This window comes from Pseudoalteromonas sp. ASV78 (genome assembly GCF_047806705.1).
Classification (GTDB): domain Bacteria; phylum Pseudomonadota; class Gammaproteobacteria; order Enterobacterales; family Alteromonadaceae; genus Pseudoalteromonas; species Pseudoalteromonas prydzensis_A.
The window spans coordinates 686,292-712,708 of the sequence record NZ_JBLOPA010000002.1 but is presented as its reverse complement, the minus strand read 5'-3'; the positions used below and the strand labels follow the sequence as shown (position 1 = coordinate 712,708).

The following is a 26,417-nucleotide window of genomic DNA, read 5'->3' as shown; positions in this document are numbered from 1 at the left end:
CATCATACAAAATAAATTAACGGCTTTTAGCATTGCTTGTGCCATGGCTTAAGCCCTTTATTACCGCAAAACATTAGTTTAAAGGGCACAGGTGTCACGAATATTTCAGAATTAATCTGTTAATAATATTTTTATAATACCTTTACAACCTGTCATTATTGATATTATCATACAAATAACAGTAATGACTAACATTGTTAGTATCCAATTAGTGAAAGGTATTTATGTCTCGTTATACATTGGGCTTAGATTATGGCTCTGATTCAGTAAGAGCACTGCTTGTTGATGTAACCACAGGTAAAGAGCTGGCTAGCCATTTAGTAAATTATCCGCGTTGGGCACAAGGTTTATATTGTGATCCGAGTAAAGACCAGTTTCGCCAGCACCCACAAGACTATATCGACAGCTTAATTGAGGTTGTAAATGGTCTATGGCAACAAGTGCCAGCAGGTACTGCAGATAACGTTGTTGGTATGAGCTTTGACACCACAGGTTCAACGCCAGTGGCGATTAATAGCCAAGGCACACCTTTAGCGCTGACTGACGAGTTTGCTGAAAATCCAAATGCGATGTTTATTCTTTGGAAAGATCATACGGCCATAAAAGAAGCGAATGAGATCACCACAGCCGCGACCAATAACGAGGTTAATTATCTTTCACATATGGGCGGTATCTATTCATCAGAATGGTACTGGGCTAAAGCACTACATATCTTCAGAGATGACGCCGCTGTAAAAGCCGCAACTTACTCATGGGTAGAGCATTGTGATTGGATGACAGCATTAATGTGTGGCACCACGCACCCTGAAGTATTAACGCTGGGTCGTTGTGCAACAGGCCACAAGCAAATGTGGAACGAGCAATGGGGTGGTTTCCCACCAAATAGTTTCTTCAGCAAAATTGACCCATTATTAGATGGTGTGGTTGATACGCTTAATGCAACAACCCAACCGAGTGACCAAGTCGCTGGTAAATTAACAGCGCAATGGGCTGAAAAACTTGGTTTACCGCAGAGCGTGGTTGTTGGTTACGGTGCTTTTGACTGTCACATGGGCGCAGTTGCGGCCAATGTACGCCCTGGTGTACTGACTAAAGTAATGGGTACTTCTACCTGTGATATTACTGTTACTTCAAAACAACAACTTGGCGATACGTGTGTAAAAGGCATTTGTGGCCAAGTGGATGGTTCGGTTATTCCAGGCATGATTGGCCTTGAAGCGGGGCAATCTGCGTTTGGCGATTTATACGCATGGTTTAAAAACCTGATGCTGTGGCCAACTCGCCAGTTAACAAATTTAAACGATGTTGAACAAAGCTTGATCAACAAAATTGAAGACTCGATTTTAGTTGAACTATCTAAAGCTGCCAGTGCGTTACCGGTTAAAAATACCGATGTAACGGCACTTGACTGGGTCAACGGTCGTCGCACACCTGATGCAGATCAAAGCGTAGCAATGGCCATGACGGGCATGAAAATGGGCACTGATGCGCCGCAGTTCTTTAAAGCATTAGTTGAGGCGACGGCCTTTGGCGCTCGCGCTATTACTGAGCGTTTTCAAAGTGAAGGCGTGCCAATTGAATCAGTGGTGGTGATTGGCGGTATTTCGAAAAAATCAGATTACGTAATGCAGACCTGTGCAGATGTATGGAACTGCCCAATTGACGTACTAGAAAGTGAGCAAAGCTGTGCACTTGGCGCTGCCATTATGGCTGCAGTGGCTGCTGGTGAATATGCGACGGTTGCTGATGCCCAGCAAGTGATGGCGTCTGCTGTATGTCATCAATACCTACCAAACCCAGAGCGGGTTGCTGTCTATAACGAGCTATACGCTAACTACCAAGCGCTAGCACAGTATGTTGATGGAGCAAAAGCATGAGCTACACAGAGTTAAAGCGCGAAGTATTCGAAGCAAATATGGAACTACAACGCCGTGGTTTGGTGATTTACACCTTTGGTAATGTATCGCAAATCGACCGTGATAAAGGCGTTATCGCGATTAAACCAAGCGGTGTGTCGTATGACCAAATGAAAGCAGAAGACATGGTGATTGTTGATTTACAAAACAACATTGTTGAGGGCAGCATGCGGCCATCTTCAGACACCAAAACCCATATTCATCTGTATCGTCATTTTAATGAAATTGGTGGCGTTACCCATACCCATTCAACTTATGCCACGGCATGGGCACAAGCAAAGCAGAGTATTCCGTGTTTTGGTACCACTCATGCTGATTATGTTCACGGTGACATTACCTGCACACGTGAGCTTACCGATGCGCAAGTAAATGGTGACTATGAGCTTGAGACCGGTATTCAAATTACCGATGCGTATAAAGATCGCGACCCAAAAGCAGCACCTATGGTGATTGTGGCAGGACATGCACCGTTTACATGGGGTAAAGATGCTGCGCAGTCTGTGTATCACGCAGCGTTACTAGAAGAAATTGCTCGCATGGCTTATTTAACTCGCACGCTTGATCAAAATGCCGGTGCGCTTAAGAAGTCTGTGATGGATAAACATTATTTAAGAAAACACGGTAAAGATGCCTACTACGGCCAAAGTAACCGTGGCTAACAAGTACAAGAGGAATTTATATATGCCGTCATCAATGAAAGAAGTTTGGTTTGTAACTGGGTCACAACATTTATATGGCCCAAAAGTGTTAAATACCGTTGCAGATAATAGCGCTGCAATTGTTGCTGGTTTAAATAGCGAAGCTAATTTACCGGTTAATCTAGTGTGTAAACCAACGGTGAAAACGCCTGAAGAAATTCATGCCGTGTGCCAAGCAGCAAACACCGATCCTAACTGTGTGGGCCTCGTATTGTGGATGCATACGTTCTCACCAGCGAAAATGTGGATTGCTGGTTTAAACGAGTTGCGTAAACCATGGTTACATTTGCATACGCAATTTAATGCCGCGTTACCGTGGTCAGAAATTGATATGAACTACATGAATACCCACCAAAGTGCCCACGGTGACCGTGAATTTGGTTTCATCGGCACTGTAATGCGCAAAGAGCGTAAAGTGGTTGCTGGTCACTGGCAACGTGCTGACGTACAAAAGCAAATTGATGATTGGTGTCGCGCTGCTAAAGGGTGGGCTGAGAGCCAAACACTTAAAGTGGCACGTTTTGGCGATAACATGCGCCAAGTTGCGGTTACTGAAGGTAACAAAGTATCAGCACAAATCACGTTTGGTTATGAAGTACATGCCTTTGGCGTAGCGGAGCTCGTTAAAGTTGTTGATACCGTCACTGATGCCGAAGTAGATGCGCAGCTTGAAGTATACAAAACTGACTATGTGGTAAGTGATGAAACGCTACAAGATGACTACAAAGTATCGATGCTCCGCAACGAAGCACGTTTAGAGCTTGGTATGGAGCGCTTTTTAGAAAAGGGTGGCTTTAAAGCATTCACTAACTGTTTTGAAGATTTATCAGGACTTTCTGGTTTACCAGGACTTGCAACGCAGCGTTTAATGGCGAAAGGTTACGGCTATGGTGGTGAGGGCGATTGGAAAACAGCTGCTATGGTACGCATCATGAAAGTAATGGGTGAAGGCCGTGAAGGCGGTTGTTCATTCATGGAAGACTACACCTATAACATGGGTGATACCGACCAAGTATTGGGTGCTCACATGTTAGAAGTGTGTCCATCAATTGCAGCGCAAAAACCGCGTCTAGAAGTTCACACTCATACAATTGGTGTGAAATGTGATGTAGGTCGTTTATTGTTTACTGCTAAAGCTGGTGCGGCAATTAACGTTTCACCAATTGATATGGGTAACCGTTTCCGCATCTTAATCAACGAAGTAGACACGGTAACACCACCGGCTGAATTACCACACTTACCAGTGGCGTCAGCATTGTGGGAACCAAAGCCAAACCTTTCAGTAGCGTCTGCTGCGTGGATCCATGCTGGTGGTGCACACCACACTGCATACAGCCAAGCGGTCACTACAGATATGATTGTTGATTTTGCTGAAATGGCTGGCGTTGAAACCATGATCATCGATGCTGATACCAGCATCCGTGGTTTCAAAACAGAACTACGCCATAATGCAGCGTATTACATGTTAAAGCGCGGCTTATAATTTTATAGCGCAAGTAGACAATAATATGTTGTTTTCATAAGCCAGCCTAGCGCTGGCTTATGCTATTGTGGGCTTTTAATTTTAGGAGTAACAATGCTAAGTCTAACAAAATACCAAGGCATTATTTTTGATATGGATGGTACGCTAATCGATTCGATGGGCGCACATTTGCAAGCGTGGGAGCTGACCTGCCAAGCTTTTGGCTATCCGTTTGACTACGACTACATGTATGGTTTAGGTGGCGTGCCAACGCTTGCAACCGTTGATATTCTCAATGAAAAATTTGGCCTTAGCCATAATGCGGATGAAATTGCGCAGCAAAAACACCAATTTTGGTTAGGTTTAAACCAGCAACCAGAAATCATTACTGAGACAGTCGATATATTAAATTATTACCATGGCAAAATGCCAATTGGGGTGGGTACTGGTGCAGACCGCGAGCATGCCATTGATCATTTAACTCATACCGGGCTAATCGATAAAATTGATGCGCTAGTCACGGCCAGTGATGTTCGTCACGGTAAACCACACCCAGAAACCTTTTTAACGGTTGCCAAACAAATTGGTATACAGCCAAATCATTGTGTGGTGTTTGAAGACACGCAAATAGGTTATCAGGCAGCAGCGGCGGCAGGTATGGACTGTATTTTAGTTAAAAACGGCAAAATACAATTAAAAACTTAGGCGAATAAATTTGCAATTTACCACCATATTGTATTATAAAAGTATAAATACAATTATAAAAAGGTTATTGGTATGTCATTGCAATGTGTAACTCAGCGCCTAACAGCGGTTCATCAGTCGTCAGCATCTATTAAAAAATTCTCTCGCGGTATCTTTGCAGTGGCAGTGTCCTTTTCAATTGCCTTAACCCCCGCGTGTGCTCACCAAGGAGACAATATGAGCAATTCACCTTCTGCATTACTGCACGCTTATGGCAAGCTTGCAGATCAAACTCCGATCAACCAAGTAACGCTAACCAATAGTAATGGTGTGAGCGTTGATGTGATCAATTATGGTGGCATCATAACGCGCATCGAAACGCCAGATAGCAATGGCAATATGGGAAACATTGTTTTAGGCTTGGATAACTTAGAAGATTATACCAATGCAACCACTTACTTTGGCGCGATCATTGGCCGCTTTGGTAATCGTATTGCCAATGGTAAATTTAGCTTAAATGGCACCGACTATCAGTTAGCCACAAATGACGGTGATAACCACTTGCACGGTGGTGTACAGGGCTTTGATAAAAAAGTCTGGACCATGGTGCCATTTAGTACAGAAAACAGTGCGGGTGTCACACTCAGTTTAGTGAGCCCTGATGGCGACCAAGGTTACCCAGGCGAGCTTACAACACAAGTTACCTACACACTGACCAATAAAAATACCCTAGATATGCAATTTGTGGCAAAAACTAATAAGCCCACCATCATTAATATGACCCAGCATAGTTATTTTAACTTAGCCGGTAAGAGCGATATTCTTGATCACCAAATGCAAATTAACTCAAATGCAATTACCCCTGTTGATGGCGGTTTGATCCCAACGGGTGAGTTGATGCAAGTGGCGGGTACGCCGTTTGATTTTAGAAATCCAAAAGCGATTGGCAAAGACATTAATATCGATGATGAGCAGCTCAAGCTTGGCAAAGGTTATGACCATAACTTTGTGCTTAAAAACAAGCCTAATCATGATTTGATTGAAGCTGCTAATGTGTATGAACCAAGCTCAGGGCGTACCTTGACTGTGTATACAGAAGAGCCCGCGGTACAGTTTTACTCAGGCAACTTTTTAGATGGTAGCAGCAAGCAAGCCTCTGGTTTAGTCCATAATTTTCGCAGTGGTTTTTGCCTAGAGCCACAGCACTTTCCTGATGCACCGAATCAGCCAACATTCCCAACCACAACACTGTTGCCAGGTGATGTTTATTCAACACGTATAGTGTATGAGTTTGGTACTAAATAAAGCAAAGCTTTCAATTCAAATCACCGCTCAATATGAGTGGATAATAAAAATTAAGGGTGATACCAACAATGATTGTACAACATCAGTTGCGCACTAAATTAAAGCGTACCGCTAAAGCAACAGGCCTGTTAGGCTTATTCGCTTTGTCTTTAAGCTCGCTTAGTGGTTGTGAATCTACAACTAGCGCAGACACACAAAAAACAGCAGACAAGGCGCCAATTACGAGCGCAAAAGCACCCACGCAAGACGATGGTGTGTTTACTAATCCATTATTTCCAAATGGTGCCGATCCATGGTTAGAGTACTGGGATGGTAACTATTACCTGACTACAACAACGTGGACATCTGAGCTGGTAATGCGTAAGTCACCGACGTTAGCTGGTCTTGCCGATGCAACGCCGGTTAATGTTTGGTCAGCTACCGATCCTGCGCGTTGCTGTAATTTTTGGGCGTTTGAATTTCACCGTGTTAAAGGCCCTGATGGCTACCGTTGGTACATGATGTACACCGCTGGCACTGATGGCACCTTAGATAATCAGCACCTTAATGTATTAGAAAGTGCGGGTGACGACCCAATGGGCCCGTATGAATACAAAGGCGCACTCATGCCTGATGTATGGAATATCGATGGTAACTATTTAAGTTATAAAGACAAACTCTATGTGATTTACTCACAGTGGCAGGGTGATCAACAGCTTAATATAATTGCTGAAATGGAAAACCCATGGACGCTGAAAAAAGGCACGCCGCATACCGTGATCACACGCCCTGAACTTGATTGGGAGATCAGCGGTCGTAAGGTAACCGAAGGTGCTGAAATTTTACAGCATAACGGGCGTACTTTTATGACTTACTCAGCAAGCTTTTGTAACACACCTGACTATAAGTTAGGGATGTTAGAGCTAGTGGGTGATGATCCGCTTGATGCAAACAGCTGGAAGAAATTTGATCAACCTGTGTTTGAACGTACAGCTGAAGTATTTGGCCCAGGCCACAATGGCTTTTTCACATCTCCCGATGGCAGCGAAGACTGGCTGGTCTATCACGGTAATGACTCAGTAGAGCATGGCTGCAGTGCCACACGTTCTTTACGTGCGCAAAAATTTACTTGGCATGACGATGGCACGCCAAACTTTGCAAAACCTGTAACACCAGGTGTTGAAGTGGCTCCGCCGTCAGGCGAATACGGACCACTGGTTACTCGTGTACAAGGTCAGCGTTATAACCTAGTAAATGCAACTAGCGGTCTGTGTTTAGACATTGCAGCCGACCCACAAGATGCTCGTGCCGTACAACGTCAATGTGCTGCAACCAATGGTCAATGGGTTATTGATGCCACTACAGATGGCTTTGTCCGCTTAGCAAACCGCGAAGACAGCAAGTTTTTAGAACTAGCTAATTGTAGTGATGCAGATAATGCGAAAACACAATCTGCAGCGTGGCGTAATAACTTCTGTCAGCAATGGCAAGTAGCACCAAGCACTGATGGTAATGTCACTATTACTAACCGTTACACTGAAAAGCCATTAGCTGTGGCAGGGTGTTCAGCTGCACAAAATCAAGCCGTGTTACAACAAGGTAAAGATACGGCGTGTGGCGATTGGCAATTACAGCCTGTAGGCAGTGTCGCGGTAATGAGCCAACAAAGTGGTAAAGCGCTGAGTGTAGCAGGGGCTGTTAAAGCAGGCACTAATGTTGAGCAACAAGCGTTTACTCACAGCGACACCCAACAATGGTTCTTCGCTCCAACAGACACAGGTTATGTTGCTCTAAAACAAGACCTTGATAGCGATTACTGCGCTGCTGTGGCAAATAATGCCTTAGTACCAGGTGCCAATGTTGAAATGGCGTCGTGCGAAACTAAAACAGCACAATGGCGCATTGCTCCTGTTGCAGGTGGCGGCGTGATGTTGATCAATCGCTATACAAAGCAAGCTCTGGGCTTAAGTGATTGTGGCCTTGCAGATAAAACTAATTTTGCGCAACAACCTGATTTAGGTAACAAGTGCCAAATTTTCCACCTCCGTGAGCCTAACTAACCTGAGCTCAGGTTAACTAGCCAAGAAACATGTTCGACTCTCACCAAGCCACTACTTAACTTAGGTAGTGGCTTTTTTGTTTATGCTATAAACTTTGACAACCAGCCAGACAAGGAATAAGTAGGCAAAAAAGCCCCTTAAATTGTATCTGCATTGTATTTACTCACAGCGCTTGCTGTTTGTTAGCATGGGTCCAGAGGCTAGATTTTTCAGGTTTACTTATTTCACATCAATTATCGCATTAGCATCAGCACAAATCTCTTTGCGATATTATAATCACTGGTTAATATTAACTCGGATAAAGGTTTAGTGTTAAAACGGTTATGCTTGTTTACTATGTCGCTTAATGCGATTTATTGCTGGTGCTAGCTAACCAGTATTATTTATTTTTTACTTAAGGAATCATCATGATCCTCGCCAGCTTGGCTATTTTAGGTGGTTTTATATTGTTAGTCTGGAGCGCCGATAGATTTGTTGATGGCGCAGCGGCTACGGCTAAGTATGCTGGTATGCCTTCGCTGCTTATTGGTATGGTAATTGTCGGGTTTGGTACATCAGCACCTGAAATGGTGGTGTCGGCAATGGCGGCAGTTGATGGTAATCCTGATTTAGCACTAGGCAATGCGCTGGGTTCAAATATCGTTAATACAGGGCTGATCCTTGGTGTTACAGCATTAATTGCGCCTATTGTTGTGCACTCTAAAATTGTCCGTAAAGAGCTCCCTCTGTTGTTGATTATCGGGCTTTTTTTTGGAGCTTTACTGTGGAATGGCGCTTTGGAACGCTTTGATGCAGTGCTCTTACTGATAGGCTTTTTTGTTTTAATCGCGTGGAGTATTTATTCGGCAATGAGCAATAAAGGTGACTCATTAGAAACTGATACTGAGCAAGCATTACATAGTCACGAAATGTCGTTAGGAAAAGCCATTTTCTGGCTTATATTTGGGCTTATTATATTGGTTATTAGTTCGCGAATATTGGTGTGGGGCTCAGTAAATATAGCTCAAAGTTTGGGCGTGAGTGACTTAGTTATTGGTTTGACTATTGTTGCTTTGGGTACTTCATTACCGGAACTGGCGGCATCAATAATAGCGGTGCGAAAAGGAGAGCATGACATTGCAATTGGTAATGTGGTTGGCTCAAATATGTTTAATATTCTAGCTGTTGTAGGTATTGCCGGCCTGATCTCGCCTATTACGTCAGTTGCCCCCGAGGTGCTGTCACGTGATTGGTTAGTAATGATGGCAATGATGGTTGCTTTATTAATTATGGCATATGGTTTTCGTCGGCAGGGACGGATCAACCGAGTTGAAGGCGCAGCGCTATTACTCGCTTATATTGGTTACACTATTTGGTTAGTGATGTCGGTAATAAGCTAATACGGGCTAAATTATCTGGCCTAGCTTGGGCCATATAACCCACAGCAAATTATTTAATTCGCTGTGGGTTATTGAGTCAGGTTTTTAGGAACCTTTGCAGAGTAATGGTGTTTCCATCGCGGATTAAACAACAAAACACACCTCGCATTGCTGCTAAGTGGTATAGGACTACTCGTGATGAACTTAGGTGACTAATCGCCATTTACGCGTTTACTTAACTTTAAAAAAGCTGATTTGCTGCTTTATTTTATCTGCTAATTGAATCAATTCGTCAGCAGAGTAAATGCTGCCTTCGGTTCTTGATTCTGCGTCTTTTGCCAGTTGACTGATCAAGTGTAAGTTTTGGGTGATCTCATTAGCAACGGTACTTTGTTGCTCAGTTGCTTCGGCAATATTACTGGATGAGCGAGTTAAGTCACCAATACTTGCAGTTATTAGGTTAAGTTGTTCACCGGTTTGTTTACCTTCATCTGCCGATTTAATACCCAGCTGCTGACTTTGTTGCATTTGCCGTGTTGCCGTACCGACTTGATTCTGTAATTGCTCTATGGTGTTACTAATTTCTACAATTGATTTTTGTGTACGCTGGGCTAAAGTTCTTACTTCATCGGCGACCACGGCAAACCCGCGTCCTTGTTCACCAGCACGCGCCGCTTCAATCGCTGCATTGAGGGCTAATAAATTAGTTTGCTCAGCGATAGCATTGATAACCTCAGTGACTTTACTGATCTCATTGCTCGCTAAATTTACTTGCTCAACAGCTTGATGGCTATTATTAAGTTGCTCACTAAGTTGCATTAAATCTGTGATGACTTGATTTAGCTGCGAACGGCCCGATTGCGCATCTTTGTCTACTTGCTCGGTGCGTGCAGCGCCTTCAGTAGCGTTGTTTGCAACATCTTTAATTGAGCACGACATTTGCTCAATTGCAGTGGCTATTTGGGCTGTTTGCGCCATCATTTCATGAGCTTCTTGACCATTGGTTTGCGCTTCGGTTTGACTCTTCACTGCGTGGGATTCAAGTTGTACTATGGATGATTGCAGAGCAAAAATAAGCTTGCGCAATTCACCAGCCATGGCGCTGACACTAGCAGTGATCTGATCAACTTCATTGTGACTATGTGCATTTGAGCTTGATAGTTGCTCAGATAAGTCGCCATTACCCAGTCTATCCACCGTTTTAGTGAGTTGCTTTAATGGTGTGAGGGTTTTAACGAGTACCCATGACAGTAATGCCGTTATCATAGCAATACCAACAACAGATGCTATGGCATTGACCGTCATTAGCTGAATACTTTCATCATCCAACTCATCCGCATTCACTCTCGCGAGTATGGTCCAGTTCCAGCCTCTAATTGGTTCGCTGTAGGAGAACATGAGTTTGCCAGCCGCATTGCTATAGTAAAAGGGAGTGTTTTGTTGTAGTTGTTCTGGCGCTAGGCCTTCGAGTAAATTACTTGAAACTGCTGCATTCGGTTCAGCGTTTTTAGCAACAATAACCGTGTTATTGGCATTATTAAAAATCGATAGATGACCTGTCTCTTCAATGACTAACGCTTTAACCGTCTCTCTTAATGAGCTCATTGAATCGTTAATATTAAAACCAATATAAAGAATACCAATAACTTTGTTTGCGCTATCATAACTGGTTTATAAACAGTCATATACTCATTACCAAACAGTTGTGCGTAGCCTTGATAAGTGTCACCAGCCATTAAGGTTTGATAACCGGGGTGCTTTTTACCTAAGTAAGTGCCCACGGCGCGCTGACCGTCAGCTTTCTTTAGCGAGGTCGCAATACGGAAAAAGTCATCTCCGTCTCTGACAAATACAGTGGCATTACCACGTGTTAGCGCTGCGTACTGATCAACAACTGACATGTCATTATTCACGGCTTGGTTATTATGTAATAACACCGGCACTTGCTGATTAACCACAGTTACTTTTTCATTTGAGAGCTGAAAGTCAGCTTGGTACATGGTTTGAAAAACATCGGCGTTTCTTGATGCTATCGCAAGTAAACTGCTGTATTGCAACTCGAGTAAGTTGGCAATTTGATGGGTTTCAGATTCAATAGCGAATTCACTTTTATCGGTAAAAATAGCTTTGGCGACCATATAGGAAGACACACCAACAATGCTAAAAACGCACAGCGATAGCAAAAATGCGAGTGCGCCAATCTGTTTGGCGATAGGCCAGTTTCTATAACTCATAATTATGCCTAATTGTTGATATTGCGCTTATTTGAGTATAGTTAAAAAAACACTATTGCTAATAATAGAATATGAGCAGTACTACAATAGTAATAACTAATCGCGTTTTCAGCTGATCACACCATGGCACTGATAAGCGTGCCGGGGTCGGTCACACCGGCTTCTTTCATGGCGTCACTAATTGTTTGCACTAACGAAACCATTTGAGTTTGTATTGATGCCACTATGTTAGCTTGCGCTTTAACTTGTGCTTTAACAGCTTCATCTTGCTGGTTATCTAGCGCTTTCAACTTAAGTAGTTGCTCTTTTTGTAGTTCAAGCTGCTGTTTTAGTTTTTCCAGCTGTTCAATCATTTTTGCAATGTGCTCAGGCATGTCAGAGCTCGCTGCTTTTTCAGCTTCTTGTTTAGCTTCTCTACCTGAGAGTTTATCCAGCTCTTTTTCTGACAAGCGGTAGCCAGTAGTATCGTTACTTTTTACCGTAGACTCTGATGGTGACGCAATTGGCTGTCCCAGTGGTTTATGTATCTGCATCATGGCTCTTTATAATGTGATTTAAGCATACTTATCGGCTGAATAAGGCGTTACTAAAGGGGAGACATGTAAATAAAAGCCAAATATTAATTTGGCTTTTATTTGGATAGCTGCAGACTAGCGAACTTGGTTAGCCCATTTTTCACCGGCTGGTGTGCGGCGCCATTTAAAGTACTCATCAAGTGTTTCTAGCGCTTGTTTGTCGGGCACTGGGCCGACTTTAGCTTGCTGTTGCAAATACATAGTGCTTGGTTTGTTGTTATTAAAGGCAGGCCAATTGGGCAGTGTATCGTCATTTGGGTTGCCGTTTTTAGCAAAGTTAGTCCAGTAGGTGGCCATTGTATCTGACATCTTTAAATCATTTTCAGTTACATTCGGATCTGATTTATTGAGGTTGTTAAACATATAGGCAATTTCATGACCGTGGCCGGAGCCATGATCTTCGTCTTTAGCACCGGTTTTACGCTCAGGGTGGTGATCAAAGTAATATAAATAAACAGGGGCTTTGCCATGTTCAGTTTGTAACTTAGCCCAGCTCCAAGTATGCCAACCAAATGCCGCATCGCGTACTAGATTTCGGGCAGTGCGGGGGATGCTGTTTTTTGCCACCGGGTAAGCTTCAAGCAGACTTGGCGCAAATTGACCGAAACGAGAGTTTACTCCGTCAACAAAGTTATTTACATCAGGGTCCCATACAAAGCTGACGCCTTCATCCGAGTTATAACCAACTAAGGCAGGGACATCATTAAACTTGCCTTGTTGATAGAGCTTATATTGGTCATCTTTGATCACATAGCCGTCAACAATCGGCCAACCCCCAGGCAGCGACCAACCTTTTGGTATAAATGTGTCTGCGCTCATTTTTCGCAGTTGTGTAATGGAGGTTGTGCCAAACTGTTTTACATAGTCGAAACCTTCTGCTTGAGCCTGTTGTAAGGTCGACATATTTTCACCGGGGTAATTTTTTATGCGAGTAGGGCCAAATGAACCGCCACTTTGTGAGATAACTTTGTTAATTAACCCTTTCGCTAACGGGGACGCTGCAAGCATACTCACTGAAATACCGCCCGCGGATTCTCCAGCAATAGTGACATTATCAGCATCACCGCCAAACGCAGCAATGTTCTGTTTAAGCCACTTTAACGCGGCAATTTGATCGAGTAAGCCGTAATTTCCAGAGACACCTGCTGGGCTTTCTTTGTTAAGCTCTGGGTGAGCTAAAAAGCCAAGTTGACCAACGCGATAAGCAATCGAAACAACTATCACGCCTTTATTCGCAAGTTCACTACCATCAAAAATAGGCTCTGATGAACTGCCAAAACTAAAACCACCCCCATATATCCAAACGAGTAAAGGGAGCTTTTCATTATCGGATTGTGCGGGTGTCCAAATATTCAAATATAAACTATCTTCGCTGATCCCAGATACAGGGTCACCAGCTTGAATTGGGGCGGGTGCATATGCTTGTGCTTTAAGCACACCTTGCCATTTTTCAGCCGGTTGCGGGGCTTTCCAACGTAATTCACCAACGGGTGGTTTAGCAAACGGCACGCCTTTAAAAACCGCTAGGTTTTGCTGTGCAGTGCCTTCAAGTTTGCCTTGTGCCACGCTTACTTGGGTTAACGGCTCAGCGTTTACACTGGCCGCTGTTGTAGCAAAAAATACAGCCCATAAAAGCCGCTTAAGTGTTGAGGTGTTCATCATTATTCCTTTTAAAATTGCTTTGCTTTTATATCCCAGCTGACAAAATCAGCGGTTTGGCCCTGTAAAAATAACCCTGTATTGCTTTGTTTATCTTTTAATTGCCAGTCAAGCCATTTGATAGCTAGCTTTGAAAACGTCCCGCCAAACGGCTGTTCAAACGTACCAGAGTGTCCGGCTGTTTTATGATTTGCAAACACAATAGGCACATGATTTATACGCTGATAATCGAGCTTGGCATTCTCTGTAGCAATATCGGTTGGCCCACCAACAAGGTAGATAATAGGAGCATGCAAGTTTTGCAGTGACTTAACATCAGCACTTGCCATGGTCATATCACCAATACCTGAATTAAACATTAAATAGCTGTTGATTCTTTTATCTGCAGCAGTAGCAAGTAGTTGCGCGCCGCCACACGATTGACCTGCAATAGCTACTTTTTCCAAATTTGCGCTTTGATAAAATTCACTCAGCGGATTACTAGATTGTGCTGTGATCCAATCAATAGCATGAGGGATCATGTCGTTACTGGCTTTATTTAAGGGTCTGTCATCAAGGCTGTTTTGCATTTTGCCCAGAGCAATTACTAAGTAACCGTGTGAAGCAATGTCAGACAGCATATGCTCAAATGGAAATGAGGTGTCCATACAGCCACCATTAGCAAAAATAATAATAGGCAATTTTGTTGGCAGCTCTTTAGTACCGATTAACTGTTTCGGACGATAAACAACATAGTCACCTAATGAGGTTTCAGTGGCTGCAATGGCAATAAACGGGCCACTGCCGCCTTGATCAATAACTTTATAGTTGGCAGCTTTGGCAAAGCATAGCGAGGGTATTACGCATATTAATGCGATTAAAAAGCGTTGCATGATAGCCTCTTTTATTAATATTGTATTATAAATTCACTTTATACGATGTTTGTCATATTGAAAATAAATAATTGACTAGAGTTTTGATTTGAAAAAAAGCCAGACTCTCGTCTGGCTTTTAAGACAACAAACTATTGGGCAAGGCAGCTCGCCCAAAATAGTTTACTCTTGTGCAGTCGCTGCATCGTAGAGTGCTTTGATTGCGTCGGCATCGATTGCGCCGTTAAAGATTTTTAACTCATCAATCGCACCGTTATAAGGTGTATTCCAATAGTTGACACCTAACGCAAATTCATTGGTTTCGCCTGCAACAGTAAATATGCGAGGGAAGCCACCAGTTTCAATTTTAAGTTCACCGTTTACATACATTTTTAGCGTGTCGCCATTAGTTCCGTCCACGGTGAAGGCAACGTGAGTCCACTTTTTGGCAGGGAGTTGCATGCCTAAATCACCATTATTAAAGAATGCACCGCCACCATCCGCCCATAGACGTGTAGTATTTGAATCAACCATTGATGGTACTAAGCTGATCCATGCAGACGAGCTTGCACCTGCAAAAAATGCGGTGGTGAAGTCTGTGAATGTTTCTGGTTTTAACCACATAGACACAGAATAGTCATTGGTGGTGATCAGGTTATTTGGTAAACGCACCCCTGAACCTTGCAGGAATACCGCTTGGCCTTTAATACCTTCAACAAAAGTGACGTTACCGCCGGTGTTATCAATACGATCTCCGGTAGACTTGGCGTTTGCGTAAGTTGCTTTTAGTTCAGCTAAATCTCCTTCAAAACTATATTCTGCAGGTGCTAGTGACTTGAGTGTGACATCAAAGGTTTTGGTGTCTGTTTGGCCTTTGTAGTTAATCGTTGCAGTTAATGTTACCTGTTGATCACCTTGATTCGCGCTAGGCTGAGTTACGATGGCTGTGCCGTTTACTGGTTTCAAAAACTCTTCATTGTTTGACGTCCAGCTAATTCCTGACACAAACGGACCAACACGAGGCAATTCAAAGCTTTCACGTATGGCAGTTACATCACCCAAATCAAGTGCATCCTTCACAAACCCAGCAAATCGATCTTGGTCAGTTAAGTTATTGATTGCTGCTGCGTTGATATCTAAGTTATTAAGGGCATAGTCATAGACAATAAATTCATCAATTTGACCTTGGAATGGCGCATCCCAACCATAGTTTACACCGAGTGCAAATTTGCCTGCTGCTTCACTAAATAGTTCAGGCCTTTGAATTGAGCCAATGCGCACTCCATCTTTATAAAGAGTGGCGGTTTCATTTGCATAGGTCACGGCAACATGAGACCAAGCCAGAGGAGCCGCTGTCGTCTGGTTTACATCACCCCAAACAACTTTACCTGCTTCATCTAAGTAATGACTCCATAAAAAAGATGGTGAGTTCGCAGGAACGACACTAAGCCAATTATCTGTGGAGGCTGCTGCAAAGAAAGTAGGGCTGAAGCCTGTAATTTCCTCAGGTTTTATCCAGTAAGAAACAGTAAACTCTGCAGTGGTAATTAAGTTATCAGGTAGTCTAACCCCTGTAGCACCGTCAAAGTTAAATGCTTGACCTGTTTGACCCGCGTTGTATGCTGCAGTGCCAGTGCCAACGTTGTCTAGATTATTATCTGTGGTTATTGCATCTGCTAGGTTACCTAGATTATCTGTTAAGCCGTTTTCAAAGCTATAATGAGCAAGTGCATTTCTAAACTCTGGTCGGGCTTTAAGATTAACATTAAAGGTTTTCGTAATACTTTCACCGTTGAGTGAAATGTTTGCCGTAAGGGTAACGGCTTGATCACCCCGATCTGGGGTTGGAATAAAGACCGAGCCATCGGTGTTGATGTAATACTCATTCGTTGATTGCCACTCAATTTTTGCACCGCCTTTACCTTTGGTTGGCAATGAATAATCCTCATCGGCGATGGTCAGTTCTGCTTTTATATCCAGTGCGTCGCTGACAGCGGATAGAACTGTTGCTGTCTCATTAATCTCGGCAACTTTAGTTCCCCAAATCGTGGCATTTTCTAATGATACTGCAGAAAAGGTTACTACCAAGTCTTTTTTACCATCATCCCATTGCCATTTAGCAACCCCGTAATAAGTACCAGATCCAAGTTCAAGCTTGACATTTGAATCATCGACCATATACCAAATGCCCGTATCATCTCCAGTTACTGAGTGATCTGCATTTAAAGCGATGTAGGTTGAACGCACCGCACTGGTATTAACATCAGTACCATGATTTATAAATTTGTAGTATCCGTACAATTGCTCAGCAACCACTTGATTATCGCCATCAAGCGGTACAAAACGTTGTGGTGAGGTGACAGGCCAACCTAATGAGTTAATAAACATCTCGTGCACGCGAACTTGATGAGCTTCACTTGCATTTGGGAATGGCGTTGATGTTTGTGGAAAGCGCGTATGGGTTACTAATAAGTGGCGGCCAGTTGTTTCATCATAGTAAGCTGAGTTATGACCTGGTGATTGGTAACCCCATGCTGGTGAGGATTCAGCCACTTCTTTAGTGTATTCAAAACCACCTAATAGTTTTTCACCAATCTCTAAACCACCAACAGCGGCAATATCATTGCCTGCGGTATCTAAGTATGGGCCATCCGGTGTTTTTGAGCGTGCTACTCGAATGCTGTAGCCGCCATGTAAATCTAAGCCTCCAACAGAATAGAATAAGTAGTAGTAATCACTTTCAGGGCTGTACATAACAAACGGGCCTTCGATAAAGCGACCGGCACCACCAAGTAAGTGTTTTCCATAACCTTGGCCTTCTTGTGGTTTACCGGTATTTTCATCCATGGCAAGAATAAATATACCGCCATGATGGGAGCCATAAACCATCCATAATTTACCCTCAGTATCATAAAATGCAGCAGGGTCGATTACATTGGGATCAATGCCACCATCATAGGTTGTTTGGCCATTATCTAGGGGATAAGCTGCAAATTCAGCTTGGTTGCGATAACCACTGCGTAAGAAGATCCCTTTGTCTTTGTATGGACCCTCAATGTTATCTGCTTCAGCTAAGCCTAGGTAACCACGGTCCCAGCACACTTGATCGTTAAGAATCTCTTCGGTAGAAGTATTATGTTGCCCGCAACTATTATAATAAAACCAGAATTTACCATCAGGTGAATCAATAACGTTTGCAGCCCAGTTACTAGGGTAGCCGTCTGTCCATTCGACACCTTCTGATATTTCAGCTAAATAATTATAATCAAAAAGTGGGCTCTCATTAACCAGTAGAACGTCTGTTCCAGGCTCAGGCCCAACTTCAACAGAAGGTGATGAAATCATTTCCCAATTTAATAAGTCAGTTGATTTTGCTGCCGCTAAATGTGAACCAAAAATGTAATAAGTACCGTCAGTTTCAATTACGGAAGGATCATGTACGCCAACATAAGTTACCGCTACATTACCTTCTTCGTTGTACTCAACGCTATCACTGACGGTTGGTTTTGCACTTTGTGGCTGGGCAACTGCTGGTGATGACTCAAGCTTAGTGCCTTCTTCTGAGCATGCTGTAACAGCTAAAGCGCAGGTGATCACCATTGCTAATCTGGTTAGTTTCATTTTTGTGTGTCCTCTTATAACGGGGATTTTTGTTATTTAATGTTGTCGATAAAATTGCTGTACACCTAACGTAAAGTAGTAACTACGTAGTATTGTAATTTTATAGTACTATTTAAAATGTGCAAATACTTTTGCAAAAGTAATTAATATGTAAATTAAAAGTGCTTTGTTTACAATGATTACCGCGGTGTTTTAATTATTATCAAGCAATGGTTTGTGCTGCTTTTTCGCTGTTTTAATGGGAACACTAGATGTGTCTAGCAGGTAGGGGAAGATAAATCATAGTAATGAGGGCTCTGCAATAAGAGCCCATTTATTGACTGAGTTATTTACCTTTACTCAATCCTTCAGTGGTCATGATGATACGCTGCAAGGTGCCATCATCATTGTAGAGCAGTGGTTCAATCGCAACAGAGCGACGAAAGCGTCCGCCACTTGGTTTGCCGTCTTTTGGTGGGACTGCACCGGTATGGTAAATAAAGTAACTTTTACCTTTAAATTCGATAATTGATTGGTGATTGGTTTCACTGTTACCGGCAATCTCATTGAGGATACCTTGGTACTGCCAAGGCCCATGGATACTTTTGCTCATCGCATAACAGATCTTTTCAGGGAATTCACACGCATAAGATACGTAATAGTATTCTTCTTTCTTATGTACCCACAGTGCTTCAGTAAAGTTTGGTAAATCAATGGTTTTAATTTCACCATCCAAGCTGAGTAAGTCATCACTTAGTTTTACATATTTAGGCACTAAGTTACCAAAAAACATGTATGTATCACCGTTTTCTTCTACATAGATAGCCGGATCAATATCATCCCAGTCATTAGGTGTATGTTTGGTCATGTCATCGGTTACTAGCGCATGGCCGATGGCATCTTTAAATGGTCCAGTAGGGGACTTTGAGGTGGCAACCCCAATTGCAAAACCTGGTTTAGTATCATCATGGCGAACGGTAGTAAAAAAGTAGAAAGTACCGTCTCGTTCAATCATATGAGAAGCCCAAGCTTCACCTTTCGCCCATTTAAAGTCAGTGGCTTTCATAATTGGGCCGTGCTTTTTCCAATTCACCATATCTGTTGATGAAAAGGCAAGCCAGTCGTGCATTTCAAAAAATACATCGTTATTGGGGGCTTCATCATGACCGGTATACAGGTAAACCGTATCTTTGTGCACCAATGCGGCAGGATCTGCAGTAAACACATCGGTAAATAATGGGTTTTGTGCAGCGGCCATAGTACTAGATAGCAGTAACGGCAGTGCAAAGGCTGTTAATTTATTGTTCATTAGGTGTCCTTTGTGATTAATGATTGTAATTCAATATACGCTCTTCACGGTCACAGGCTCAAATTGTATTATAGAGTACGAAAATGAGCTTAATTGGTACAAAAAAGTAAACATACAGTGAAAAACAATTCTTTATTGTAATATTGTATTTTTTATTATCTTAGCAGTAAAATTGCGAAGGTAAATATCTGGTTACTTATTTTTTGTAACTCGGCAGCCTACTACTATGTAGATGCTTCGCTTTTTTAATTGTTTATACTGTTGTATTTTATTGTTTATTTTAATTTTTAGGACGTATGCAAGCAAACCGGTAAGGTTTAATTGGGGGAGAACTTTAATATATTCTTTACGGATTGTTTTAATTTGGATTTTAGAGTTGACCGCTGATTAGTCATACAATATGATTAAAGTTCGGGCGCTAATCTATTAACAAAATAATATGTAGATCCCCGTGTACTGTTTTGACAACATCTCTGGACAATGCAGTGGTCACTCTTCGGTAGCTAAATGGAACAGTTCAGCCCGCCGATATAACTATAACTTGGAGAACACCGCTAATGTTTAAAAGAACACACATAGCAAGTGCGATAGTGTTGGCATTCACTTGTCAATTTGCCTATGCACAACAAGAAGCAATTAATACTCCTGAAGAAAGCGTTGATGAAATCGAGGTTATTCAGGTTACAGGTATTCGCGGCAGTTTAAATAAAGCGTTAGATGAAAAGCGTGCTAGCGTGCAAATCGTTGACGCTATCATTGCCGAAGATATTGGTAAATTCCCAGATAACAACGTAGTAGAAGCATTGCAACGGGTAACTGGGGTACAAACTACTGGCCGTGGTGCGGGTGAAGTGAGTGCGGTGTCAATTCGTGGCTTAACGGATGTACACACCACAGTAAATGGTCGTGATATTTTTACTGGCGCTGGTCGTGATGTATCACTACAAGATATCCCAGCAAGTTTACTTTCGGGTGTTACAGTTTATAAAACGCGCTCTGCTGATCAGGTAGAGCGTGGTATTGCCGGCTCAATTGATATTAAAACAAACCGCCCATTTAACTTTGACGGTGAAAAAGTAGTACTCGCTGCGCGTGGTATTTACTCAGATCAGCCGGATAAAGTTGACCCAAATATTAGTGCTTTATTAAGTAATCGTTGGGAAATTGATGGTGCAGGTGAGTTTGGCGCGTTAGTTAATATCTCATACGCACAAACCCATTACCGTGATGATACAATGACCGCCGGTGCTGCATTTCCATTCTTTACTGATAAACCAGCTATAGGTTACTCACCTTACTCACGTATTCCTAATAGAGATCCACAAGACAACTTGATTTGGCAAGCAGGTCTTGAAGGTGGACTTCCTTCTGCTGCGGGTTCAACATTGAATGTTGGTGGTGTACCAACAGAGTATTTACTTGCGCGCGATGCTATATTTGGTACCTCTTTTAGCGGCCTTCGTAAACGCCCAGCAGCGTCAGTATCTTTACAGTGGGCACCGGTAGATACCCTAGAAATTACCGCTGAAGGTTTTTACACCGGTTATGAAAATGAATCGCAAAATGCCATGTGGTTCTCTAATACCTTCGAAAATGGTAACGGCTTCATCGAAACGCCCGTTGTATTTGATGGCACTAACGTTGTAAAAGAAAAGCAAGCAATTGGCGCGGGCGGTTTTCAAAGTGGTGACTCAAATTCTGAAAAAACAGATAGCTACTTATATGCGTTAGGTGCGAAGTGGCAGGCTAGCGATTATCTGACGATAAATACAGAAGTGGTATACCAAGAAAGTGAATTTGAAAGTGACTTCATTGGTATGCGTTTTGATCGTGTAGCGACAGGCCTTGATGTCGATTTTAATGATAACGATGGCATGCCAGGTATTGCATTTTGGGATGATCCAAACACCGCGGTAAATGAAGCCGACATGGCGGCTGTTGAAAACTGGAATGCAAGTACCCTATATGACAATGGCGGTGGCAACAGTGGTGATTCACTTGCGTTTACTTTTGATGCTGAGTATTTATTTGGTGGCACTTACATCGATAAAGTAAAATTCGGTGGCCGTTATGAGAACCGTACAGCAGAAGAGTTTACTCGTACGCAAGATAGCGGTATTGCCAATACATCGGTCGCACAGTTAATTGATTTACTTGCCGCTAATGGCGCATCCGGTGATGGCTCAGGTATGATTTACCAAGTTGATGATTACCTTAATGGTCGTGCTGATGTGTTTGACAGCTTCATTACTGCTGATGGTGGCTATTTACTAGATAACGCCAATGTAATTCGTGGTATATATGGCCTAGAAGCTGAAGACAAGTATAAAACCTTTGATATTGAAGAAAAATCATATGCGTTATACGCCACAACAAATTTCTTCTTAACTGAAAATATCAGTGGTGAGCTTGGTGTTCGTTACGTGAGCTATGAACAAGACATGCAATTCACTGCTGAAACGGGCACTAATACCAATGTATTTGATTCAAGCTCAGCGAATGCTGATGTTAGCAAAGTACTGCCAAGCTTAATGCTTAACTGGAACATTACCGATGAATTAGTGGGCCGTGTTGCTTACACTGAAACACTGCGTATGCCGAATTTTGCTGACTTAAACGCCTTACAATACTGGACCGATCCACTTACGGAAGGTGCAATCTATGGTGAAGGTACCGGTGGTAACCCAGAACTTAAGCCAACTGAATCTAAAAACTATGATATCTCTTTAGAATGGTATTTTGCAGATTCAAGTTCAATTTACGGTGCTTACTTTAAACGAGAGATTGAGGGTTTAGTCGTTCCAGGTCGTAAGACGGTCACTCGTGAAGGTAATGATGGGGTAACTCGTCCATATGTACTTAGCGCGCCAGTAAATGCATCAAATGGTGAGTTATCCGGTTTTGAGTTCGGGGCTGTTTACTTTCCTGACAATGTACCAGATATATTACAAGGTATAGGTGTACAAGCGAGTTTAACCTTACTTGACTCGTCACAAGATACGCCTGATTTTGATGAAGAGGGTAATTTATCAGGTTATATCGACTCAAAGATGGCCGGTGTGTCGGATCAGTCATACAGTATTGTTGGTATTTACGAGCGAGATTCGTTTGATATGCGTTTATCGTATGTATGGCGCTCTGAATTCTATACCGGTAACGAAGCGGCTATTTTTGCTAACCCGCTACAGTTTTGGAGCCGACCAGAGCAAAGCTTAGATTTTCAATTTAGTTATGACGTGACGGATGATTTTGTGGTGACATTTGATGCAACAAATATCTTAGATGATGTGTATCAAAGCTATTATGGTGAAGGTAACGATAACCTATTTAACTTTAGCAACGGTATCTACTCTCGTACATTTGCAATTGGTGCACGTTACACTTTCTAATACTTATATAAGCCCAAAAGTATAAGCCCAAAAAGTCCCAGCCTGTCTGGGACTTTTTTTATCCAACGGCACCTCTTACCTAGCAGTACCTAAAATGTTAATTTTTAACTGGGTTTTATGATGATTATCAAAATGAACTTGTTGTACAGAGCAATAAGTTGCCTTGGTTGAATTGTAATATAGTATCTTTATTTGCCATGTTAAATAAAATAAATTCATTTAATTGTTGCAAAAATATAGTTAAGTTCTTAATCCTTTCCATAATAAAATAACTAAGCATATGTTATTTATTGTTTTATTTTCTATTCTTCACAACTTTAAAGCCTGTATTTCGATTTTTTCAATTAACATTTATTTAGCGTTATAAGTTGACTGTTAATTAATCATACAATATTATCAATGTCAGGCAGCAAATAATTAACATAATAAAAGACAACCTTAATACAGGCTCTGACAACAAGCTTTGTACATAAGGGGGAGCAGAGGGTAATTAGCCTTCTGGGGGAAAAACAAATGGAGAACACCACTCATGTTCAAAAAAACACACATAGCTAGTGCAATAATCATGGCTGTTTCATGCCAGTTTGCATATGCACAGCAAGAAGATAATACAGCAGCCAATGCTGAAAAAGACGACATTGAAGTTATTGTGGTATCGGGTATTCGTGGCAGCTTAAATAAAGGATTAAATATTAAGCGCCAATCTTTTCAGGTTGTCGATGCGATCGTCGCCGAAGATATTGGTAAATTTCCTGATAATAACGTTGTTGAAGCGCTGCAACGGGTAACCGGTATACAGGTTACTGACCGTGGTGCTGGTGAAGTAAACACGGTATCTATCCGTGGTTTAACGGACGTGACAACAACAGTCAATGGTCGACAAGTATTTACAGCTTCTGGTCGTAATGTAGCACTTGCAGATATTCCGGCGGCTTTATTGGAAAGTGTTGATGTATTCAAAACGCGTTCCGCTTCACAAGTAGGTAGTGGTATTGCTGGTCAAATTGACATCAAAACCCAGCGCCCATTCAACTTCGATGGCTCAAAAGTAGTTGTTTCTGCTCGCGGTGTTTACCAAGACCAAGCAGAAGAGGTTGATCCAATTTTATCTGCACTAGCGAGTAATCGCTGGGAATCTGGTATGGGTGAGTTTGGTGCGTTGATCAACCTTTCATACGCAGAGACTAATTACCGCGACCAAAATATGGCTGCAGGTGCAATGGTGCCATTTATGACCCTTAACCCGGCAGCAGGATTTGCACCGTTTGAGCGTATTTTCCCAAGCAATGGTAATGTAAGTGAAAGCCCAATATGGGAACCTGGTCTTGAAAACGGCCTACCATATCAATCGGGTTCGACATTGAATATCAATGGTGTGCCAACTGAATATTACTTGTCACGCGATGCCGTTTTTTCTAATGACTTAACTGGTAAGCGTGAACGCCCAGCTGCCAATCTTTCATTGCAATGGCGCCCTAACAGTGATTCACAATATACCTTTGAAGCCTTTTACAATGGCTACCGTAATGAGTCATTCAATTCGCTAAGCTTTACCTTCGTAGATTGGTGGGGCAATGTTGATACGCAAAATCCACCGACGACCTTTGACGGTACTAACATTATTAAAGAACGTTATGTTGATGCACCATACGGCTTTAATAGCGGTGATTTGAATGTAAATAAAACCGACAGCTACGTGTTTGCATTAGGTGGTGAATGGACTATCAATGATAACTTTAATTTGTCGTCTGAAATTTATTATCAAGATAGCCAATACGAAACAGAATTCCTGGCAATGCGAAGTGATCGGGTAGCATATGGCTTAAATGTTGATTTTAATGATAAAGATGGTATCCCAGCATTAGAATATGTTGATAATCCAGATACCCCAGCTAATGAAGCTGATTTAACCGATACCTCGCAATGGAATGTTGCTCAACTGTATGACAATGGTGGCAATCGCAAAGGTGATTCACTTACCTTCACGCTAGATGGTGAACTGTTTGTAGACCGTTTTGGTTTCGATGAAATAGGTTTCGGTATTAAGTACGATAGTAAAGGATCTTCAGAAGCATCACGTGAATCCAAGTTCCTCGTTGATATACTTGGGCAACCCTTTTCATCACTTGATGCTGGATTAGCCGCTGTTAATGAAGACTTTTTTGATGGCAAAGCTAATTGGCCATCATCGTGGGTTGCTCCAAGTGGCCACTACATTCAGGCGAATCGAGGCTATTTCCGCGAACTATATGGTATAGAGTCAGAAAGTTTAGTGTTAGAAAAAACATTCGATGTTGATGAAAAAGCTTATTCGGCTTATATTCAGGGTAATTTTTCAAGCACATTATTTGGTCGTGATATTGATGGTCAAGTTGGCCTTCGTTACGAAAATGCTAAGATTGATATGACATTTTTCGATATTGATCAAAACCCTACCGATGTTAGTTTTGCAGATAATAGTTCATCGGCTTGGTTACCTAGCTTTGTTGTACGCTACCATTTAGCGGAAGATTTGATTGCACGTGCTGCGTACACTGAGACCATTCGTCGTCCTGAATTTTCACAGCTAAATTCGTTTATATATTACACTGAAGATGTAACTGATATTGGTTATGGTACTGCAAATGGCGGGAATCCAAGCATAAAACCCGTTGAATCGAAGAACTATGATTTAACATTAGAGTGGTATTTTGCTGAAGCAAGCTCGCTGTATGGGACACTATTTAAGCGCGATATAGAAGGATTTGTCTATGGCTCTAACCGTATCATTCAATATCAAGGCCCAGATGCGACTGAACCTGAGGATTACATTCTTACTCAACCAAATAATTCGTCAAATGGTACATTAGATGGCTTAGAACTTGGCCTTGTATATTTCCCTGACAATTTGCCTGATTGGTTAATGGGAGCAGGTATTCAAGCCAGTGCTACTTTACTTGATTCAAAACAAGATTTACCAAAGTATAACGATGTAGGTGAGTTAGTTGGTACAGATTCGCGTGATATGTTTGGTGTTTCTAAGTCATCTTACTCAACGGTTTTAATCTATGAACGTGAAGACTTTGATATGCGTTTGGCCTATTTATGGCGTGATGATTTCTTAAATAGCTATGAGGCCGCACAATTTGCTAACCCACTGGGTATCTACCGTAGCCCAGAACAGAGTTTAGATTTTCAGGTAAGCTACGATGTTACAGAAGATCTGATGGTGACATTTGATGGTACTAACTTAACGCAAGAAACGTATCAAAGTTATTATGAGTATCCAACCACTCATAATTCAAATAGTGCACTATATAGTCGCACATTTGCATTAGGTGTACGTTACTCTTTCTAAT

At 42.2% G+C, this 26,417-nt stretch carries 14 protein-coding genes and 1 pseudogene; 9 read left to right on the top strand and 6 right to left on the bottom strand.

The annotated features are described in order from the left end of the window. The first annotated feature begins 224 nt into the window (after positions 1–224). From ACMVDV_RS21120 to ACMVDV_RS21090, 7 genes are all read left to right on the top strand, one after another. The gene (locus tag ACMVDV_RS21120; RefSeq protein ID WP_416159541.1) at positions 225–1,877 is read left to right on the top strand and encodes a ribulokinase; all 1,653 of its coding nucleotides are present in this window, start codon (positions 225–227) and stop codon (positions 1,875–1,877) included. After that, on the top strand, positions 1,874–2,575 hold the full coding sequence (locus ACMVDV_RS21115; protein WP_304185390.1) for an L-ribulose-5-phosphate 4-epimerase: 702 nt from the start codon (positions 1,874–1,876) through the stop codon (positions 2,573–2,575). The genes ACMVDV_RS21120 and ACMVDV_RS21115 overlap by 4 nt, the downstream gene beginning before the upstream one ends. Positions 2,576–2,597: 22 nt before the next feature. Beyond that, on the top strand, positions 2,598–4,097 hold the full coding sequence (araA, locus tag ACMVDV_RS21110; RefSeq protein WP_416159540.1) for an L-arabinose isomerase: 1,500 nt from the start codon (positions 2,598–2,600) through the stop codon (positions 4,095–4,097). Positions 4,098–4,190: 93 nt separating this feature from the next. Further along, complete coding sequence (locus tag ACMVDV_RS21105; RefSeq protein ID WP_064665183.1) at positions 4,191–4,781, top strand: HAD family hydrolase; 591 nt, start codon at positions 4,191–4,193, stop codon at positions 4,779–4,781. Positions 4,782–4,997: 216 nt separating this feature from the next. Continuing rightward, entirely contained in the window at positions 4,998–6,065 is a 1,068-nt protein-coding gene (locus ACMVDV_RS21100; RefSeq protein WP_416159539.1) for an aldose epimerase family protein, read from the top strand. Positions 6,066–6,133: 68 nt separating this feature from the next. Next, entirely contained in the window at positions 6,134–8,104 is a 1,971-nt protein-coding gene (locus ACMVDV_RS21095; protein WP_416159538.1) for a family 43 glycosylhydrolase, read from the top strand. A 407-nt stretch (positions 8,105–8,511) separates the two neighbouring features. Then, the gene (locus ACMVDV_RS21090; RefSeq protein ID WP_416159537.1) at positions 8,512–9,483 is read left to right on the top strand and encodes a calcium/sodium antiporter; all 972 of its coding nucleotides are present in this window, start codon (positions 8,512–8,514) and stop codon (positions 9,481–9,483) included. Between the two features lie 210 nt (positions 9,484–9,693). On the opposite strand, the pseudogene ACMVDV_RS21085 reads toward ACMVDV_RS21090, so the two are convergent. From ACMVDV_RS21085 to ACMVDV_RS21060, 6 genes and pseudogenes are all read right to left on the bottom strand, one after another. Continuing rightward, positions 9,694–11,696: pseudogene (locus ACMVDV_RS21085) on the bottom strand (methyl-accepting chemotaxis protein). Between the two features lie 116 nt (positions 11,697–11,812). Further along, positions 11,813–12,232, bottom strand: coding sequence for a hypothetical protein (locus ACMVDV_RS21080; RefSeq protein ID WP_416159536.1), 420 nt, complete (start codon positions 12,230–12,232; stop codon positions 11,813–11,815). Between the two features lie 114 nt (positions 12,233–12,346). Next, positions 12,347–13,933, bottom strand: a complete 1,587-nt coding sequence (locus ACMVDV_RS21075; protein WP_416159535.1) for a carboxylesterase/lipase family protein — start codon at positions 13,931–13,933, stop codon at positions 12,347–12,349. An 8-nt stretch (positions 13,934–13,941) separates the two neighbouring features. Next, positions 13,942–14,802: a chlorophyllase/cutinase-like alpha/beta fold protein gene (locus ACMVDV_RS21070; RefSeq protein WP_416159534.1), complete on the bottom strand. Its 861-nt coding sequence runs from the start codon at positions 14,800–14,802 to the stop codon at positions 13,942–13,944. Between the two features lie 162 nt (positions 14,803–14,964). After that, a complete protein-coding gene (locus ACMVDV_RS21065) occupies positions 14,965–18,402 on the bottom strand; it encodes a LamG-like jellyroll fold domain-containing protein (protein WP_416159533.1) in 3,438 nt (1,145 codons plus the stop codon). Between the two features lie 325 nt (positions 18,403–18,727). Continuing rightward, the gene (locus ACMVDV_RS21060; protein WP_145234152.1) at positions 18,728–19,690 is read right to left on the bottom strand and encodes a glycoside hydrolase family 43 protein; all 963 of its coding nucleotides are present in this window, start codon (positions 19,688–19,690) and stop codon (positions 18,728–18,730) included. A gap of 557 nt (positions 19,691–20,247) precedes the next feature. On the opposite strand from ACMVDV_RS21060, the gene ACMVDV_RS21055 reads away from it, so the two are divergent. Then, a complete protein-coding gene (locus ACMVDV_RS21055) occupies positions 20,248–23,079 on the top strand; it encodes a TonB-dependent receptor (protein WP_416159532.1) in 2,832 nt (943 codons plus the stop codon). Positions 23,080–23,608: 529 nt separating this feature from the next. Then, entirely contained in the window at positions 23,609–26,416 is a 2,808-nt protein-coding gene (locus tag ACMVDV_RS21050) for a TonB-dependent receptor (protein ID WP_416159531.1), read from the top strand. The last annotated feature ends 1 nt before the right edge of the window (position 26,417 follow it).